14 protein-coding genes and 1 pseudogene are annotated in these 17,304 nt (G+C 72.0%); 8 read left to right on the forward strand and 7 right to left on the reverse strand.

Annotated features, from left to right (window positions below; translation table 11 throughout):
- Nucleotides 1-40: 40 nt before the first annotated feature.
- From clpB to ABZ860_RS02255, 6 genes and pseudogenes are all read right to left on the reverse strand, one after another.
- Nucleotides 41-2,632: an ATP-dependent chaperone ClpB gene (gene clpB / locus ABZ860_RS02230; RefSeq protein ID WP_357213817.1), complete on the reverse strand. Its 2,592-nt coding sequence runs from the start codon at nt 2,630-2,632 to the stop codon at nt 41-43.
- Nucleotides 2,633-2,715: 83 nt separating this feature from the next.
- Nucleotides 2,716-3,003 (reverse strand): annotated as a pseudogene (locus tag ABZ860_RS02235) (helix-turn-helix transcriptional regulator); the annotation flags it as partial.
- A 4-nt stretch (nt 3,004-3,007) separates the two neighbouring features.
- The gene (gene dnaJ, locus ABZ860_RS02240) at nt 3,008-4,177 is read right to left on the reverse strand and encodes a molecular chaperone DnaJ (RefSeq protein ID WP_357213819.1); all 1,170 of its coding nucleotides are present in this window, start codon (nt 4,175-4,177) and stop codon (nt 3,008-3,010) included.
- Between the two features lie 113 nt (nt 4,178-4,290).
- On the reverse strand, nt 4,291-4,941 hold the full coding sequence (gene grpE, locus ABZ860_RS02245) for a nucleotide exchange factor GrpE (RefSeq protein ID WP_357213821.1): 651 nt from the start codon (nt 4,939-4,941) through the stop codon (nt 4,291-4,293).
- The gene (gene dnaK / locus ABZ860_RS02250) at nt 4,938-6,812 is read right to left on the reverse strand and encodes a molecular chaperone DnaK (protein WP_357213824.1); all 1,875 of its coding nucleotides are present in this window, start codon (nt 6,810-6,812) and stop codon (nt 4,938-4,940) included. The genes grpE and dnaK overlap by 4 nt, the downstream gene beginning before the upstream one ends.
- Nucleotides 6,813-7,003: 191 nt before the next feature.
- Nucleotides 7,004-7,474 carry a hypothetical protein gene (locus ABZ860_RS02255; protein WP_357213826.1) on the reverse strand — a complete coding sequence of 157 codons (471 nt, stop codon included), beginning with the start codon at nt 7,472-7,474 and terminating at the stop codon, nt 7,004-7,006.
- A gap of 168 nt (nt 7,475-7,642) precedes the next feature.
- Between ABZ860_RS02255 and ABZ860_RS02260 the strand changes: the two genes are divergently transcribed.
- From ABZ860_RS02260 to ABZ860_RS02270, 3 genes are all read left to right on the forward strand, one after another.
- A complete protein-coding gene (locus ABZ860_RS02260; RefSeq protein ID WP_357213828.1) occupies nt 7,643-9,364 on the forward strand; it encodes a pentapeptide repeat-containing protein in 1,722 nt (573 codons plus the stop codon).
- Between the two features lie 54 nt (nt 9,365-9,418).
- Nucleotides 9,419-10,147 carry an ABC transporter ATP-binding protein gene (locus ABZ860_RS02265; RefSeq protein WP_357213830.1) on the forward strand — a complete coding sequence of 243 codons (729 nt, stop codon included), beginning with the start codon at nt 9,419-9,421 and terminating at the stop codon, nt 10,145-10,147.
- A 100-nt stretch (nt 10,148-10,247) separates the two neighbouring features.
- Nucleotides 10,248-10,982, forward strand: a complete 735-nt coding sequence (locus tag ABZ860_RS02270; RefSeq protein ID WP_357213833.1) for an ABC transporter permease — start codon at nt 10,248-10,250, stop codon at nt 10,980-10,982.
- A gap of 40 nt (nt 10,983-11,022) precedes the next feature.
- On the opposite strand, the gene ABZ860_RS02275 is transcribed toward ABZ860_RS02270, so the two are convergent.
- On the reverse strand, nt 11,023-11,964 hold the full coding sequence (locus ABZ860_RS02275; protein ID WP_357213836.1) for an AraC family transcriptional regulator: 942 nt from the start codon (nt 11,962-11,964) through the stop codon (nt 11,023-11,025).
- An 80-nt stretch (nt 11,965-12,044) separates the two neighbouring features.
- On the opposite strand from ABZ860_RS02275, the gene ABZ860_RS02280 reads away from it, so the two are divergent.
- The 5 genes from ABZ860_RS02280 to ABZ860_RS02300 all read left to right on the forward strand — a co-directional run bounded on the left by ABZ860_RS02280 (nt 12,045) and on the right by ABZ860_RS02300 (nt 17,277).
- The gene (locus ABZ860_RS02280) at nt 12,045-12,881 is read left to right on the forward strand and encodes an NAD(P)H-binding protein (RefSeq protein ID WP_357213838.1); all 837 of its coding nucleotides are present in this window, start codon (nt 12,045-12,047) and stop codon (nt 12,879-12,881) included.
- A gap of 97 nt (nt 12,882-12,978) precedes the next feature.
- Nucleotides 12,979-13,773: a pyrroline-5-carboxylate reductase gene (gene proC / locus ABZ860_RS02285; RefSeq protein ID WP_357213841.1), complete on the forward strand. Its 795-nt coding sequence runs from the start codon at nt 12,979-12,981 to the stop codon at nt 13,771-13,773.
- 110 nt (nt 13,774-13,883) lie between these two features.
- On the forward strand, nt 13,884-15,272 hold the full coding sequence (locus ABZ860_RS02290; RefSeq protein WP_357213843.1) for an HlyD family efflux transporter periplasmic adaptor subunit: 1,389 nt from the start codon (nt 13,884-13,886) through the stop codon (nt 15,270-15,272).
- 104 nt (nt 15,273-15,376) lie between these two features.
- Nucleotides 15,377-16,012 (forward strand): ABC transporter ATP-binding protein, encoded by a 636-nt coding sequence (locus ABZ860_RS02295; protein WP_357214726.1) that lies wholly within the window; start codon nt 15,377-15,379, stop codon nt 16,010-16,012.
- An 80-nt stretch (nt 16,013-16,092) separates the two neighbouring features.
- Complete coding sequence (locus ABZ860_RS02300) at nt 16,093-17,277, forward strand: ABC transporter permease (protein ID WP_357213846.1); 1,185 nt, start codon at nt 16,093-16,095, stop codon at nt 17,275-17,277.
- Nucleotides 17,278-17,304: the final 27 nt, after the last annotated feature.

The following is a 17,304-nucleotide window of genomic DNA, read 5'->3' on the forward strand; positions in this document are numbered from 1 at the left end:
GAAAGGGCGGGGCGCGCTTGCCTCAATGGTGGGGAAGACCTTACCGAGCGGGCCGGATCGTCAGCGTGTCACCTGCGTCGTCAAAGTCGACGATTACCTCGTCGCCATCGCGGATGGCCCCCGACAGCAGCTCCTTGGCGAGCTTGTCGCCGATGGCCGACTGGATCAGGCGGCGCAGCGGGCGCGCGCCGTACAGCGGGTCGTAGCCGGTCAGCGCGAGCCAGTCGCGGGCGGCGGGGGTGACGGTCAGCTTCAGCCGCCGGTCCGACAGGCGCCGGGCGAGCCGGTCGACCTGCAGGTCCACGATCTGCGACAGCTCCTCGGTGCCCAGCGCGTCGAACACGATGATGTCGTCGAGCCGGTTGAGGAACTCGGGCTTGAACGACGCCCGCACCGCGTTCATCACCGCCTCGCGCTTGGCCTCGCCCTCCATCGTGGGGTCCACGAGGAACTGCGAGCCGATGTTCGAGGTGAGGATCAGGATCGTGTTGCGGAAGTCGACCGTGCGGCCCTGCCCGTCGGTGAGCCGGCCGTCGTCGAGCACCTGCAGCAGGATGTCGAAGACCTCGGGATGGGCCTTCTCGATCTCGTCGAACAGCACCACGGTGTAGGGCCTGCGCCGCACGGCCTCGGTGAGCTGTCCGCCCTCCTCGTAGCCGACGTAGCCGGGGGGCGCGCCGACCAGCCGGGCGACGCTGTGCTTCTCGCCGTACTCGCTCATGTCGATGCGGGTCATGGCCCGCTCGTCGTCGAACAGGAACTCGGCGAGCGCCTTGGCCAGCTCGGTCTTGCCGACACCGGTGGGGCCGAGGAAGAGGAAGGACCCGGTCGGCCGGTCGGGGTCGGCGATGCCGGCCCGGGCCCGCCGTACGGCGTCGGAGACGGCCTGCACGGCCTGCTGCTGGCCGATCAGGCGCCTGCCCAGCTCGTCCTCCATGCGCAGCAGCTTGGCGGTCTCGCCCTCGAGCAGCCGGCCCGCCGGGATGCCGGTCCAGGAGGAGATGACCTCGGCGATGTCGTCGGGCCCGACCTCCTCCTTCACCATCGGCTCGGCCTCGGCCTCCGCCTTCTCGGCCGCCTTGGTGGCCTCGGCGAGCTCCTTCTCCAGCCGCGGCACGTCGCCGTACATCAGGCGGGAGGCCGCCTCGAAGTCGCCGTCGCGCTGGGCCCGCTCGGCCGCGCCGCGCGCCTCGTCGAGCTGCTTCTTCAGCTCGCCGACCTTGTTGAGCCCGGCCTTCTCGTGCTCCCACCGGCTGACCAGCGCGTTCAGGTCCTCCTGCCGGTTGGCCAGCTCCTCGCGGAGCTTCTCCAGACGCTGGCGGCTGGCCTCGTCGGTCTCCTTGGCGAGCGCGAGCTCTTCCATCTTCAGGCGGTCCACGCTCCGCTGGAGCTGGTCGATCTCCACCGGCCGCGAGTCGATCTCCATGCGCAGCCGCGACATCGACTCGTCGACCAGGTCGATGGCCTTGTCGGGGAGGTAGCGCGCGGTGATGTAGCGGTCGGAGAGCGTCGCGGCGGCGACCAGCGCGCTGTCGGAGATCTGCACCTGGTGGTGGGCCTCGTAGCGGCCCTTGAGCCCGCGCAGGATCGCGATCGTGTCCTCGACGGTCGGCTCGCCGACGTAGACCTGCTGGAACCGCCGCTCCAGGGCCGGGTCCTTCTCGATGCGCTCGCGGTATTCGTCGAGCGTGGTGGCGCCGATCATGCGCAGCTCGCCGCGGGCCAGCATGGGCTTGAGCATGTTGCCCGCGTCCATCGCGCCCTCGGCGGCGCCGGCGCCGACCATCGTGTGCAGCTCGTCGATGAACGTCACGATCTGGCCGTTGCTCTCCTTGATCTCGTTGAGCACGGCCTTCAGGCGTTCCTCGAACTCCCCGCGGTATTTCGCGCCCGCGACCATCGCGCCGAGGTCGAGCGCGACCAGGCGCTTGTTGCGCAGGCTCTCGGGCACGTCGCCCGCGACGATCCGCTGGGCGAGGCCCTCGACCACGGCGGTCTTGCCGACGCCGGGCTCGCCGATCAGCACGGGGTTGTTCTTGGTGCGGCGCGACAGCACCTGGACGACCCGGCGGATCTCGCTGTCGCGGCCGATCACGGGGTCGAGCTTGCCGGAACGCGCCCGCTCGGTGAGGTCGACGCCGTACTTCTCCAGCGCCTGGTAGGTGTCCTCGGGCGTCTCGCTGGTCACCCGTGCGTGCCCGCGGACCTTCTCGAACGCCTCCAGCAGCGCGTTGGGGGTGGCGCCCGCGGCCTTCAGCAGGTCGGCGACCTGCCCGCCGTCGGTGGCGAGTCCGACGAGCAGGTGCTCGGTCGAGACGTACTCGTCCTCGAGCTGCTTGGCCCGCTGCGCCGCGGTGTTGAGCACGGTCAGCAGCTGACGTGAGCTGGACGGCGCGCTCACGGTGGAGCCCTGCGCCTTCGGCAGCCGCTCCAGCAGTTCCTCGGCCTGGGCGCGCAGATGACGGGGGTCCGCGCCGACGGCCTGCAGCAGCGACCCGGCGATGCCGCCGTTCTGCGCCAGCAGGGTCGTCAGCAGGTGCGCGGGCGCGACCTCGGGGTTGCCGTCGGCCGCGGCACGCCGGACGGCCGCGGACAGGGCCTCCTGGCTCTTCTGGGTGAACTTGTAGTCCATATGTGAATGCCTCGTTTCGCCGATCAGGCAGGTGGCAGTTCGTAGCGGACCAGTGCCCGCAACATCGTGAGCTCACCCCTGAGCCGGGTGACCTCCTCGCGCAGGCGCATGTTCTCGGTTTCGAGCTCGAGGATGCGCTTGATGCCGGCGAGGTTGATGCCGTGCTCCTGGGAGAGCCGCTGGACCTCGCGCAGAAGCACGATGTCCCTTGTCGAGTACAGCCGCCCCCGCCCCGCCGTACGGCCGGGGCTGACGAGCCCGAGCCGGTCGTACTGGCGGAGCGTCTGCGGGTGCAGCCCGGACAGCTGGGCGGCTACGGAGATCACATAGACGGGGGTGTCGTCGGAGATGTCGAAAAACCTGGCATCCATCGGCTCACTCGCTTCTGGCCTGCTTGATCAGCTCTTCGCGAAGGTCCTGGCCCTCCGTGGCGTTCCTGAACTCCTCGAGGGCCGCGCGGGCCTTGTCGTCGAGGTTCTGAGGCACCGTGACCTGGACGGTGACCAGCAGGTCGCCCTTCGTGCCGTCCTTGCGGGAGGCCCCCCGGCCGCGCACCCGGAACGTCCGCCCGTTGGGCGTTCCCTCGGGGATGCGCAGGGTCACCGGCATCCCCCGGAGCGTCGGCACCTTGATCTCGGCGCCGAGCGCGGCCTCGGGGAAGGTGACGGGGACCGTGACGGTCAGGTTCTCCCCGCTGCGCCCGAACACGGGGTGCGGCTTGACGTGGACCAGCACGTAGAGATCCCCGGCCGGGCCGCCGTTCTCGCCGGGCGCGCCCTTGCCCTTGATCCTGATGCGCTGGCCGTCGCCGACCCCGGCCGGGATGCGGGCCTGGATCGTACGGGTGCTCTTGCCGCGCCCGCTGCCGTCGCAGACGGGGCAGGGGTCGTCGACCACCAAACCCCGGCCGCGGCAGTCGCGGCACGGCTCGGAGAAGGCGAAGTTGCCGAGGTTGCGGCTGGCCGCCCCGGTTCCCTCGCAGGTCGGGCAGACCCGTGGCGTGGTGCCCGCCTTCGCCCCCGTGCCGCCGCAGGCGGTGCAGGCGGCCGAACTGGTGAGCCGGAGGGACACGGTGGTGCCGTCGACCGCCTCGCCGAAGGCGAGCGTCACCTCCGACTCGACGTCCTGGCCGCGCCGTGGCCGGGCGGTCGTCGTGCGCGTGCCCGCTCCGCCCCGGTTGAACAACCCCCCGAACAGGTCCCCGATCCGCTCGCCTGACCCCGAACCGCCGAACAGGTCGCCGAGGTCGAAGTTGAAGCCGCCGCCGGCCCGGGTCCCGCCCGCGCCCGCGTAGCCGCCGAGCCCCGACCCGAAGAGCGTGCGCGCCTCGTCGTACTCCTTGCGCCGCTTGACGTCGGAGAGCACGTCGTACGCCTCGGAGACCTCCTTGAACTTCTCCTCGGTCTCCTTGTTCCCCGGGTTGGCGTCGGGGTGGTACTGACGGGCGAGCTTGCGATACGCCTTCTTGATCTCCTCGGCGCTCGCGGTCTTGGGCACACCAAGGACGGCGTAGTAGTCCTTTTCCAAGTAGTCCTTGGTGCTCATCTATCGCTTCCTTCGCACGAAAGGGGAGTGAATCGGTGTTCCCGCGGCCGTCGTCGCGGGCGCCCTCGCGGGTCTCTCCCGATCTTCGCCGATCGGGAGAGACCTCCGCGTTTTCAGTTCTCGTCCGGCCCGTCGGAGGCGCCGGACTCGCTCGCGCCGGCCGCCGACTCCTCCGGCGCCGCCTCCTCGCTCGGCTCGGCGACGGCCACGCGGGCGGCGCGCAGGATCCGCTCGTTGAGCCGGTAGCCCGGCTGGAGGATCTCGATGCACGTCGGCTCGGTCACCTCCGCCGAGTAGCTGTGCAGCAGGGCCTCGTGCACGGTCGGGTCGAAGGGGTCGCCCTTCGCGCCGTACGCGGTCAGGCCCAGCTTGCCGACGGCCGCCTCCAGCGACTCGCTCACCTTCGCGAAGCCGCCGGTGAGCTCCCCGTGGTCGCGGGCGCGGCCGATGTCGTCGAGCACCGGCAGCAGCTCGGTGAGCACGCTCGCGACTGCCTGTTCCCTGACGGCGATCCGGTCGCGCTCGACCCGCTTGCGGTAGTTGCTGAACTCCGCTTGGAGCCGCTGCAGGTCGGCGGTGCGCTCGGCGAGCAGGTCCGTCGCGGACCCCTCGGCGGGCGCCGCCGCCGTCTGCGTGCCCTGGTCGCCGGGGGCGGCGTCCGGCGCCTCCCCGGCGGACTCGCGGGCCTTGCCGGTCTCCGGGTCGATCTTGCGGTTGTCGCGGATCACCGGCTCCTCCTCGGAGCCGCTCTCACGCGGGCTCACTTGCGGCCGCCCTCCCGCTCGTCGTCGACGATCTCAGCCTCGACCACGTCCTCGTCGGCCTTCGCCTGGGCGCCCTCCGCGTCCGCGCCGGGCGCGCCGGCCGCGGCGCCCTCGGCGCCGGCCTGCGACTGGGCGTAGATGGCCGAGCCCATCTTCTGGCTGACCGTGGCGAGCTGCTCGGCGGCGGTGCGGATGGCGGGGATGTCGGTGCCCTCCAGCGCCTTCTTCAGCTCGGCGAGCGAGTCGTTGACCTCGGTCTTCACGTCGGCCGGGACCTTCTCGTCGTTCTCGCGGAGGAACTTCTCCGTCTGGTAGGCCAACGCGTCCGCGTTGTTGCGGACCTCGGCCTCCTCGCGGCGCCGCTTGTCCTCCTCGGCGTAGGACTCCGCCTCGCGCATCATGCGCTCGATGTCCTCCTTGCCCAGGGCCGAGCCGCCGGTGATGGTCATCGACTGCTCCTTGCCCGTGCCGAGGTCCTTCGCCGAGACGTTCACGATGCCGTTGGCGTCGATGTCGAAGGTGACCTCGATCTGCGGAATGCCGCGCGGGGCCGGGGCGATGCCGGTGAGCTCGAAGGTGGCCAGCTTCTTGTTGTAGGCCGCGATCTCACGCTCGCCCTGGTAGACCTGGATCTGCACCGACGGCTGGTTGTCCTCGGCCGTGGTGAAGACCTCCGAGCGCTTGGTCGGGATCGTCGTGTTGCGCTCGATGATCTTGGTGAAGATCCCGCCCTTGGTCTCGATGCCCAGGCTGAGCGGGGTGACGTCGAGCAGCAGGACGTCCTTGACCTCGCCCTTGAGGACACCGGCCTGGAGCGCGGCGCCGATGGCGACGACCTCGTCCGGGTTCACGCCCTTGTTGGGCTCCTTGCCGCCGGTGAGCTCCTTGACCAGCTCGGACACGGCCGGCATACGGGTGGAGCCGCCGACCAGGACCACGTGGGCGATGTCGGAGATCTTGATCCCCGCGTCCTTGATGACCTGGTGGAACGGGCCCTTGCAGCGCTCGAGCAGGTCGGCGGTGATCCGCTGGAACTCCGCCCGGGTGAGCTTCTCCTCCAGGTGCAGCGGGCCCTCGGAGGAGGCGGTGATGTAGGGCAGGTTGATCGAGGTCTCGGTCTGGGCCGACAGCTCGATCTTGGCCTTCTCGGCCGCCTCGCGCAGGCGCTGGAGGGCCATCTTGTCCTTGGACAGGTCCACGCCGTGCGCGTTCTTGAAGCGGGTGACCAGCTCGTCGACGACCCGCTGGTCCCAGTCGTCGCCGCCGAGGTGGTTGTCACCGCTGGTGGCCTTGACCTCGACGAACCCGTGCCCGTCCTCCTGGCCGACGTCGAGCAGGGACACGTCGAAGGTGCCGCCGCCGAGGTCGAAGACCAGGATGGTCTGGTCCTTCTCCTTGTCGAGGCCGTAGGCCAGGGCGGCGGAGGTGGGCTCGTTGATGATGCGCAGCACGTTGAGGCCCGCGATCTGGCCGGCCTCCTTGGTCGCCTGCCGCTGGGCGTCGTTGAAGTACGCCGGGACGGTGATCACCGCGTCGGTGATCTTCTCGCCCAGGTACGCCTCCGCGTCCTGCTTGAGCTTCTGCAGGACGAACGCGCTGATCTGCTGGGGCGTGAACTTCTTGCCGTCGATCTCGATCGACCAGTTCGTGCCCATGTGGCGCTTGACCGAGCGGATGGTCCTGTCGACGTTGGTCACCGCCTGCCGCTTGGCGACCTCGCCGACGAGAACCTCCCCGTTCTTCGCGAACGCGACCACGGACGGCGTGGTCCGCGAGCCCTGAGCGTTCGCGATGACCGTGGGCTCGCCGCCCTCGAGGATCGAGACGACGGAGTTGGTCGTCCCCAGGTCGATACCTACCGCACGTGCCATGAGTACGTCCTTGTAGTCAAAGTTGAGTCGGTCAGACTCAAATACTAGCCCCGCCGAGGGGTCTGTCAAACGTCTTGAGTCTATGGGGCTCAACCCTGGGGCGCGCGGATTTCATCCCGTCATCGCGAACCTGTGTGGACTGTTCTGTCTGCCCCGGATGCGGCGGCTATGCACCGATCCGGTCCGGCGGGCTACTTCGCGCCGTCCACGACCTTCCGGCCGTCGAGCGGGGCCTTGAGATGCACCTTCGTGGTCTTCAGGATCGCGATGGCGATGCAGACGGCGTCCGGCGAACGCCGGTCCTGCCCCTCGTAGAGGGTGACGGTGACCTCGCGCGCGGTCTCGGTCACCTCGACGCGGTCGAGCACGTTGCAGGGCTCCACCCCGGACCACCAGGTGACGTCGAGGGACCTGCCGTCCCCTGCGGGGGTGGCGCTCTCCCACTGCACCTTGCGCGGGTTCAGGGTGGGGCCGGCCGGGGTCACGGGAGAGGGGGCGCCGCTCGGCGCGCCGGACGGGCCGGCCGGTGAGGCCGGTGCGGGTGAGCCGTGATCGGCCCCGGAGGGGGAGCCCTCCGGCTGCTCGGGCGAGGCCGAGGTGGAGGAGGTCCCTCCGCAGGCGACCGCCAGGAACAGGAGGGCCACGAGCCAGAGTTTTCTCATGCCCCTTACACGGCTGTGAAGAGCCGCAGGTTCACCCGCCGCGACCGCCCGGGGCGCCGCTCCCGTGCCCCGCACCGAAGGCCCTTTGCGCGGCCGGGACGGGTACGTGATCATGTCGGGAGCCGCCGGACGGGCCGCCTGCGACGGGGGATTCGAGAGGGGACGCGGATGCGCAAGGCCAAGGGAGCCGCGGCTCTGCTCGCCGGACTGGCCGCCGTCGTCCTCGCGGCGCGCTCGACGGACATCGCCGGCCTCCTCGCGCGCGTACCGCTCGGCGGCGTGCTCGTCCTCGGCGGGCTGGTCCTGCTGCTGGCCGGACTCGTGCTGCTGGCCACGAACTCCAGGTCCGCGCGGACGTCGCCCTCCCCGATGCGGGTGCTGTCGGTCTGGTGGATCGTCGGCGGCCTCATGGGCGTCGCGGTCTCGACCTGGATCGCCACAGCGGCCCTCACGGCGATCGCGGGAGCGGATCCCGCCCTTCGGCTGGACGCGATCAAGAGCGGCCTGACGGTGGGCGCGGGAGCCGCCGGAGGCGTGGCGCTCCTGCTCGGTGTCCGCCGCCAGTGGCTGGGGGAGCGCACGCAGGTCTACCAGGAGTACGACGCGACGGAGAAGCGGGTCACGGAGCTCTACTCGAAGGCCGTGGACCAGCTCGGCTCCGGCAACCCGGGCGTGCGCATCGCGGCCATGTACGCCCTGGAGCGGCTGGGCCGGAACAACCCCGAGCACCGCCAGGCCGTCATGGATGTGCTCTGCGCGTACCTGCGGGCCCCGCTGCCGACAGGCGCGGCGGATGACCCGGAAGACCGGGCACGCGAGCAGGCCGGGGACGCGGCCGGCTCCGGGGACCACGACCCGGGCCGGGAGCACTCACCGGACCTGGAGGCCCGCCTGACCGCACAGCGGATCGTCGTCCGTCATCTGAAGTCCTCCGGTGGCGCGTACGGCGACGGCGACAAAGGTGATCACTGGCCGGGCGTCGCCGTCGACCTCACGAGGGCATCCCTGGTCGACTTCGACGTGAGCGGCAGCGAGGTCGAGGCGGCGAGCTTCGCGCAGGCGGTCTTCTCCGGCAGGACGGCCTTCACCGACTGCCGCTTCCGCGGCAGGGCGGACTTCACCGGCGCCGAGTTCCGGGGCTTCGCCGGCTTCGGCACCGCGACGTTCTTCGGAGCGGACTTCGCGGGAGCCGGATTCCGGGACGGGGTGAGCTTCGCGTACGCGCTGTTCAGGTTCGACACCGACTTCGGCGGAGCGACGTTCACGGACGCCGACTTCGGCGGGGCCCGATTCGGCACGGCGAAATTCGCCGGGGCGAGCTTCGACGGCCTCACGAGCTTCGAGAACAGCGAGTTCTTCGCGGGCCACTTCGAGGGCGTGACCTTCGACGGCGGCCTGGACTTCGGCTCCGCGATCTTCCGCTGCGGTGTTCGTTTCCGCTATTCGGACTTCGCCGGCCCCACCTCCTTCGCGGGGACGTTCTTCGGCCGGGCCGGTTTCCGGCACTGCGCGTTCCTCGACGACGCGTCCTTCGCCGGCACGGCGTCGCGCGGCATCGCGTACAAGACCGACCCCGAGGCGGCCGCCGTGCGATTCGAGGCGGAGCACAAGGGCCTATCGGTCGTCCAGCGGAGCATCAGAGCGCTCACGGTCAGGGTTCAGGGAGGCGAGCCGCGCGGCCTCCAGCGTCTGGACCTGGCGGACACGCACTTCAAGGGCTCCGTGGACTTCGGCGGCGCCGACATCGGCGGCGGCGAGCTGTCCGGCGTCACCTTTCCGCGCACCACCGCGACCGTGCGCGTCTGGCCTCCGGCCTGGTGCGAGGTGCCGGATCCGGCGGACCCCGCTCGCGGCACTGTGGCCCGATCCGCCCCCGCGCCGCGGCGGTGACCGAGCAGGCGCTCATGCATTGACGCGCTCCCGTCGCCGGACTAATTTCAACGCATGATGAATTTACCGGATCCCGCGATCGCCGTACGGGATCTGCGGGTGTCGAGGGGTGGGGCCGAGGTCCTGCACGGCCTCGCGTTCGAGGTGCCGCGAGGACAGGTCACCGGCCTGCTCGGGCCGAGCGGCTGCGGCAAGACGACGCTCATGCGCGCGATCGTGGGCGTCCAGATCGTGTCCGGCGGCGAGGTGAGCGTGCTCGGCGAGCCGGCGGGGAGCGCGGGACTGCGCCGCAGGATCGGCTACTCCACCCAGAGTCCGGCCGTCTACCGGGACCTGACCGTGCTGGAGAACCTGCGCTACTTCGCCGCCGTGCTCGGCGCGCCGAAGGACGACCCCGAGCGGGTGCTGGCGGAGGTGGGGCTCGCCGGCGCCGCCCACCAGCTCGGGTCCACGCTCTCGGGCGGCCAGCTGGGCCGCGCCGGGCTCGCCGTGGCCCTGCTCGGCCGTCCGGAACTGCTCGTGCTGGACGAGCCGACGGTCGGGCTCGACCCCGTGCTGCGGCAGGAGCTGTGGACGCTCTTCCACCGCCTGGCCGAGGGCGGCACCACGATCCTGGTCTCCAGCCACGTGATGGACGAGGCCGCGCGATGCGAGCGGCTGATCGTGCTGCGCCAGGGGGAGATCCTCGCCGACGACACTCCCGCCGCCCTGCGCGCCCACACGCGTACGACCGACCTGGAGGAGGCGTTCCTGCGCCTGATCGAGGAGAGGGCGGCGGCATGAGCGAGCGTAGCGAGCGAATCAGGGAACACAGCGTCTGGCGAGGTGTTCACCTGCGCGCCTCCGGCACGACCCCACTCCGAGCCGAAGGCGAGGAGGCGGCATGAGTCTCGCGATCACCCTCGCCACCGCCCGACGGATCATGATCCAGCTCCGCCACGACCGGCGGACGGTCGCGCTGATGGTCCTGGTGCCGACACTGGTGATGATCCTGCTCTACTACGTGATGGACGACGAGCGGGCGTTCGGCCACTGGGCGCCGATCCTGCTGTGCGTCTTCCCCTTCCTGGTGATGTTCCTCATCACCTCGATCGCCACCCTGCGCGAGCGCACGTCGGGCACGCTGGAGCGGCTCATGGCGATGCCGCTCGGCCGGCTCGACCTCCTCCTCGGATATGGCCTCGCGTTCGGGCTGGCGGCGTGTGCCCAGGTGGCGCTGGCGCTGGCCGTCTCTCTCGCCTGGCTGGGCCTGGACCTGCCGGGCCCGCTGTGGCCGCTGGTGCTCGTCGCCCTGCTCAACGCCCTGCTCGGCACCGCGCTCGGCCTGCTGTGCAGCGCGTTCGCCCGTACGGAGTTCCAGGCCGTGCAGTTCATGCCGATCGTGATGATCCCCCAGATCCTGCTCGGCGGGATCCTCGTGCCGCGCGGGCAGATGGCGACGCTGCTGGAATGGATCTCGGACGTCCTGCCCATGTCGTACGCGATCGAGGCGATGGCGCACGCGGTCGCGGACGCCGAGCCTGGCGGCGAGTTCTGGCGCGACGTCGTCGTGGTGGCGGGGTCGGCCGTGCTGGCCCTTCTGCTCGGCGCCGCCACGCTGCGCCGCCGTACCTCCTGACCGAATCCCCTGAGTGCCGCCGTACGCCGTGAGCACGGGCTCAGCGCGTTCGGCGGCGCCAGGCCGAGGGACTGACCCCGTGGGCGCGCTTGAACGCCACGCTGAAGGCGAACGCGTCCTCGTAGCCGACCTCGCGGGCCACGGCGGCGACGGTGGCGTCGGTGTCGCTGAGCAGATCGGCTCCCAGGGTCATCCGCCAGCCGGTGAGGTAGGTGAGCGGGGGCTCGCCCACCATGCTCCTGAAACGCTCGGCGAAGGCGGCGCGCGACATGCCGGCCCCGGCGGCCAGCTCGGCGACCGTCCACCGGTGGGCGGGACGGTCGTGCAGCAGGCGCAGCGCCTCGCCGACGGCGGGATCGGCGAGCGCCCGGTGCCAGGAGGGGAGCGGAGCCTCCGGCCCGGCGCACCAGGCCCGCAACGCCAGCACGAGCACGAGGTCGAGCAGCCGGTGGAGAACGGCGTCCTGGCCGGGTTCGTCGCGGGCGACCTCGGCGGCGAGCAGATCCAGCGCCGCCCGGGTCCGCGGCCCGGCAGGCACGACCGCCAGCGGCGGCAGCATGCCCAGCAGCCGGACGCCGGCCTCGCCGCGCAGTTCGCAGGCGCCCCTGAGCATGATCGTGGCCCCGGGCAGGCCGTCGCCGTAGGTGCGCGGACCCAGACTCCGCCGCACCCCGGCCGCCCCCTCGCCGCCGACGACGTGTTTCCTGTCCCCGTGGATCACGGCCTGCGGCGGGGTGGACGGGCTGTCGCCGATCGTGTGCGCGTGGGCGCCGCCGATGAGGGCGATGTCACCCGGCGCCAGGCACACCGGGGCGACGCCGGCGTCGTCGAGCCGGACCGACGCACGGCCGCCGAGCGCGGCCACGACCGTCAGAGGGGGCGCGCCGGTGAAGGCCAGCGCCCACGGCGGCCGCTGGATCAACTGCCTGACCAGCGCGTTCCTGGCGTGAGCCCGGTGGAGCAGATCGCTCAGCACGTCCATGCCGTCACGGTAGACGATCACAAATGAATGGGCGACGTTCTCCCATGGATCGTCTTCGCTTCCCCCGGTTTCCTTGAGGCATGGAGAAGATCCTCGTTCTCGGCGGCACCGGCAAGACCGGTCGCCGCGTCGCCCGGCGTCTCAAGGCCGCCGGTATGCAGGCCCGTACGGCGTCCCGCACCGGCGGGGACGTTCCCTTCGATCTGGGCAGACCGGAGACGTGGGCTCCCGCGCTCGACGGGGCCGCCGCCGTCTACATCGTCGAGCCCGACCTGCGGCCGGGCCTGGACCGCCGGGCACGCGTCCCGGCCCTCGTGGCCGAGGCGGTGGCCGCGGGCGCGCGGCGGCTGGTGCTGCTGTCCGCCCACGGCGTGGGCGAGGCCGGCGACGATCACCCCCTGAAGTCCGCGGAGCGGGCCGTACGCGACTCGGGCGTCGGCTGGACCGTCCTGCGGCCGGACTGGTTCTCGCAGAACTTCAGCGAGGCCTTCTGGCGGCAGGGGATCCTCGCCGGGACCCTGGCCCTGCCCACCGGCGACGGGCGCACGCCGTTCGTCGACGCCGAGGACATCGCCGAAGTCGCCACGGCGGCGCTGACCGACGAGCGCCACAGTGGCCGGATCTACTACCTGACCGGCCCGCGAGCGGTCTCCTTCGCGGAGGCGGCCGACCTCATCGGCAGGGCCACAGGGCGCGCGATCCGGCACGTCGACGTCGACCCCGAGGTCTTCGTGGAGCGTCAGGTCGCAGGCGGCGTGCCGCCCGACGTCGCGCGGCTGCTCACCGGCCTCCTCGTGAACATCCGCGACGGGCGGGGCGCCGCGCCGTCCGACGGGGTGGAAGACGCCCTCGGCCGGCCGCCCAGGCGGTTCGAGGACTACGTCGCCGAGACCGCCGCCGCGGGCCACTGGAACTGACCCTTGCGGCAGGCCCGCGGCGCAGCGCATTCGGCTCCGTTCCGCGGGGTCGGTAAGCTGCGGGGAGATCCCGGCGAAGCCCAGAAGAGGTGCAGGAATGATCGCGATTCTCGGGACCGGAAAGATGGGCGAGGCCCTGCTCTCCGGGCTGGTACGCGCCGGTCTGCGGCCAGAGGAGATCGTGGCGACGGCCCGCAGGCCCGAGCGGGCCGAGGCGCTGCGCGAGCGCTACGGTGTGCGGGTCGCGGGCAACGCCGAGGCCGCCAAGCTGGCCGACACGCTGATCCTCGCGGTCAAGCCGCAGGACATGGGCGCGCTGCTGACCGAGATCGCCCCGCACGTGGCCGCCGACCGGCTGGTGATCTCGGTGGCCGCCGGCATCACGACCGGGTTCGTGGAGGACAGGCTCGGGGACGGCGTGGCGGTCGTCCGCGTCATGTCCAACACACCTGTCCTGGTGGACGAGGCCATGAGCGTCATCTCGGCCGGGGCGCACGCCTCCGAGGAGCATCTCAAGCGCACCGAGGAGCTGCTCAGCCCGGTGGGCAAGGTGCTGCGCATCCCCGAGTCGCAGCAGGACGCCGCCACCGCCCTGTCCGGCAGCGGCCCGGCGTACTTCTTCTATCTGGTCGAGGCCATGGTCGACGCCGGGATCCTGCTGGGCATGCCGCGCGCCGCCGCCCTCGACATGGTCACCCAGTCGATCGTCGGCGCCGCGATCATGCTGCGCGACTCCGGGGAGCACCCGGTGATCCTGCGCGAGGCCGTGACCTCGCCGGGAGGCACCACGATCTCCGCCATCGCCGAGCTGGAGCGCCACAAGGTGCGGGCCGCGTTCCTCGACGCGATCGAGGCGGCCTGCGAGCGCAGCCGCCGTCTCGCCGCCGGCTGACCTGCGGCGCTTCCTCCCGGCGCCGCCCCGGTTGCCGCGGTTGCCGGGGTATGCCCTGGGCCGACCGGCGTTTCCGGGACGGAAGATGACCACCGCTTTACGATTGGCGGGTGACGTCTCGTCGCGGGTTCGTCCCATTTCTCGCCGTCCTGCTCGCCGCCGGGTGCACGTCCGCGGAACCACAGAAGGCCCCGGTGGCCGTGGTCACCAGGACCACCGTCAGCGAGGTCGTCGAGGCCCCGGCGACGGTGGGCGCGCGTGCGACGGCCACCCTGACCGCCCCCGCCTCCGGCACGGTCGCCCGCCTGTACGTCCAGGACGGCGACACGGTGAAGAAGGGCCAGATCCTCGCCAGGATCAGCTCCCCCCAGGCCAGGCAGCAGCTTTCGGCCGCGCGGAAGGCCGACAGGCAGGCCGCCCGCCCGGTGTCCTTCAGCGGTGGTCCGGTCGGCGTACGGCTGCCGCGCCTGCGGCTGCCGAGCTCTCTGGACGCGCACGTCGACCGGTCGTTCGCCCAGGCGAGGAAGGCGGCCAGGTCCATCGGCGACCGCGCGGCCAGGGCTCGGCTGCTGGCCGCCATCGACGACGCGGACAAGCGCCGGCGGGCCCAGCGGCGGGCGCTCGGCGAGGTGCTCGACGGGCTGACCCGCTCGCTCGACCAGACGCTGTCGCAGATGAGCGGCCAGGTGAGCGCGGGGATGAGCGGGCTGAGCGCGTCCATGGCGTCCCTGCGTGCGGCGTCGAGGTCGCAGACCAGGGCGGCCGTGCGCGCGGCCGAGCAGACCGTGGACGCCCTGGTCGTGAGGGCGCCGTTCGGCGGCGTGGTCACGCTCGGCGGCGCGTCCTCCGGCGGGGGCGCGGCCGGCCTCGGCGCGCTGGTCTCGCAACTTCCGGCGGGGCTGGGGAGCCAGGCGGGAGCCGCGGCGGCCGCTCCCGCGGGCCGTTCCGGCGGGACCGTCGCCACCGGCGTCCCGGTGGCCGCCGGCGACCCGCTGGTCACGGTGACCGACGTGTCGGTGCTCACCTTGTCCGCCGACGTGGACGAGACCGACGTGCTGCTGGTGCGCAGGGGCACGCCGGCCGAGGTCGAGTTCGACGCGGTGACCGGCGCGACGTACACCGGCAGCGTGACGGGCGTGGGGGTCACCCCCAAGGAGGGCGCGACCGGCGGGGTCAGCTATCCCGTACGGCTGCGCCTGGGCCGGGGCGCCTACGACGACGGCAGCGCGGCCCCCGCGCCCAAGCCGGGCATGAGCGCGGTGGTGCGGCTGGCCGTCCGCCGGGCGGAGAACGCCACCGCCGTGCCCGCGTCGGCGATCGTGACGAGCGGCAGGGAGACGATCGTGTGGGCGGTGCGCGGCGGCAAGGCCGAGCGGCGGGTCGTCCGGCTGGGCGCGCAGGGCGACGCGGTCGTGGAGATCCTCAGCGGGGTGTCCCCGGGCGAGCGGGTGGTCGTCAAGGGCGCCGACGCCGTACGCCCCGGTCAGTCGCTGTCGTGAGCCGCGACGAGCGTGACGGCGGGCCCGCCGCGTCGGCGACGCCGGAAGCGAGCGGCACAGCCGTCCCGGCGTTCGAGGCGATCGGCCTCACTCGCTCCTACCGGCTGGACGGCGAGGTGCTGGTCGACGCGCTGCGCGGGGTGAGCCTGCGCGTCGGGCAGGGGGAGTTCGCGGCGATCGTGGGCCCGTCCGGTTCGGGCAAGTCCACGCTCATGCACCTGCTGGGCTGCCTCGACCGGCCGACCTCCGGCACCTTGCGGGTGAACGGCGTGGACGTGGCGACGCTCGACGACGCAGGACTGGCCGATCTGCGCAACCGCACGATCGGCTTCGTGTTCCAGTCCTTCCATCTGCTGGCCCGCACGTCCGCGCTCGACAACGTGGCGCTGCCGCTGGTCTACCGGGGCGTGTCCCGCGCCGAACGCAGGGAGCGGGCCAGGGCGGCGCTGGAGGCGGTCGGGCTCGGCCACCGGCTGACGCACCGGCCGTCCCAGATGTCCGGCGGCGAGCAGCAGCGGGTGGCGATCGCGCGGGCGCTGGTGGGCGATCCCCGGGTGCTGCTGGCCGACGAGCCCACCGGCAACCTCGACACCCGCAACGGCGAGGAGGTGATGGGCCTGCTCGAACGGCTCAACGAGGGCGGCGTCGCCGTCGTCCTCGTCACCCACGACGCCGAGGTCGCCGCCCGGGCCCGCCGCCGGATCCACGTGCGCGACGGCCGGATCGAGCGCGGCACATGAGGGCCGCGTCATGAGGACCGCGTCATGAGGACCGCGTCATGAGGACCGCGTCATGAGGGCCGCGTCATGAGGGCCGCGTCATGAGGACCGCGGAGGCGCTGCGGATGGCGGTGGAGGCGCTGCGCGTCAACCGGCTGCGCAGCGTGCTGACCATGCTCGGCGTGATCATCGGCGTGCTCTCGGTCGTGATCCTCGTCGCCATCGGCACCGGGGCCAAGGACGCCGTCGAAAAGGAGATCGCGGGGCTCGGCAGCAACATCATCCTCGTGGTCCCCGGCCAGGTGGGGCTGGGCGCGGCCCCCACCCAGAGCCGCCTCGACCTGTCGGACGTCGCGTACGTGCGGCGCGTGGTCGGCGACCCGTCGAAGGTGACGGTCGCGGTGAACTCCGGCGAGCCGGTCCGGGTGGGCCGCGTGGAGGTGTTCGCCACGCTGACCGGGACCGACGAGAACATGCCCCACGTCTTCGACCGGCCGCTGCGCCGGGGCCGCTATCTCACCGAGACCGACGTGGACACGCGGCGGCGCGTGGTGATCCTCGGCTCGGAGGTCGCGGCCAAGCTGTTCGGGGACGTCGATCCGATCGGCCGTCAGGTCACGATCGCCGGGGTGCGGTTCCGGGTGATCGGCGTCTACGAGACCGTCGGATCCACGTTCGGGGTGGCGCGGGACCAGGAGGTGCATCTGCCGGTCACCACCGCCCAGCGGCTGATCGGGCTGCCGAGGATCAACGGCATCGCCGTCGGCGCCTCCGGCCCGGACGAGATCGAACCGCTGCGGCGGCGGGTCGTGGCCGCCCTGGACGCCCGCTATCCGGGCGAGACGTTCTCGGCCGTCACGCAGACCCAGTTGCTCGGCACGATCGGCACGGTCCTCGGCATGCTGACCGGCGTGCTGGCCGCCATCGCGGGGATCTCCCTGCTGGTCGGCGGCGTCGGGGTGTCCAACATCATGCTGGTCAGCGTCAGGGAGCGCACCAAGGAGATCGGCCTGCGCAAGGCCCTCGGCGCCCGGGGCCGCGACATCCTCGGCCAGTTCCTGATCGAGGCCGTGCTGCTGACCACGATCGGCGGGGTGATCGGCATCCTGACCGGGGTCGGCGGGGCGCTGCTGATCCAGGCGGTCTCGCCGGTGCCCGCGTCGATCACCTGGTGGTCGATCGCGCTCGCCTTCGGGGTCTCGGCGGCCGTCGGCGTCTTCTTCGGCGTCGCCCCCGCCCGGCGGGCGGCCAGGCTCGATCCCGTCGTCGCGCTGCGTACGGATTGAACGGGGTACGGATCGAACGGGGCTGTG

This window comes from Microbispora sp. NPDC046973 (assembly GCF_040644495.1).
Classification (GTDB): domain Bacteria; phylum Actinomycetota; class Actinomycetes; order Streptosporangiales; family Streptosporangiaceae; genus Microbispora.

Bases quoted from the DNA above. Each gene is read 5' to 3' on its own strand.
- clpB (WP_357213817.1), bottom strand. From the start codon at position 2,632: ATGGACTACAAGTTCACCCAGAAGAGCCAGGAGGCCCTGTCCGCGGCC.
- dnaJ (WP_357213819.1), bottom strand. From the start codon at position 4,177: ATGAGCACCAAGGACTACTTGGAAAAGGACTACTACGCCGTCCTTGGT.
- dnaK (WP_357213824.1), bottom strand. From the start codon at position 6,812: ATGGCACGTGCGGTAGGTATCGACCTGGGGACGACCAACTCCGTCGTC.
- ABZ860_RS02255 (WP_357213826.1), bottom strand. From the start codon at position 7,474: ATGAGAAAACTCTGGCTCGTGGCCCTCCTGTTCCTGGCGGTCGCCTGC.
- ABZ860_RS02260 (WP_357213828.1), top strand. From the start codon at position 7,643: ATGCGCAAGGCCAAGGGAGCCGCGGCTCTGCTCGCCGGACTGGCCGCC.
- ABZ860_RS02265 (WP_357213830.1), top strand. From the start codon at position 9,419: ATGATGAATTTACCGGATCCCGCGATCGCCGTACGGGATCTGCGGGTG.
- ABZ860_RS02270 (WP_357213833.1), top strand. From the start codon at position 10,248: ATGAGTCTCGCGATCACCCTCGCCACCGCCCGACGGATCATGATCCAG.
- ABZ860_RS02275 (WP_357213836.1), bottom strand. From the start codon at position 11,964: ATGGACGTGCTGAGCGATCTGCTCCACCGGGCTCACGCCAGGAACGCG.
- ABZ860_RS02280 (WP_357213838.1), top strand. From the start codon at position 12,045: ATGGAGAAGATCCTCGTTCTCGGCGGCACCGGCAAGACCGGTCGCCGC.
- proC (WP_357213841.1), top strand. From the start codon at position 12,979: ATGATCGCGATTCTCGGGACCGGAAAGATGGGCGAGGCCCTGCTCTCC.
- ABZ860_RS02300 (WP_357213846.1), top strand. From the start codon at position 16,093: ATGAGGACCGCGGAGGCGCTGCGGATGGCGGTGGAGGCGCTGCGCGTC.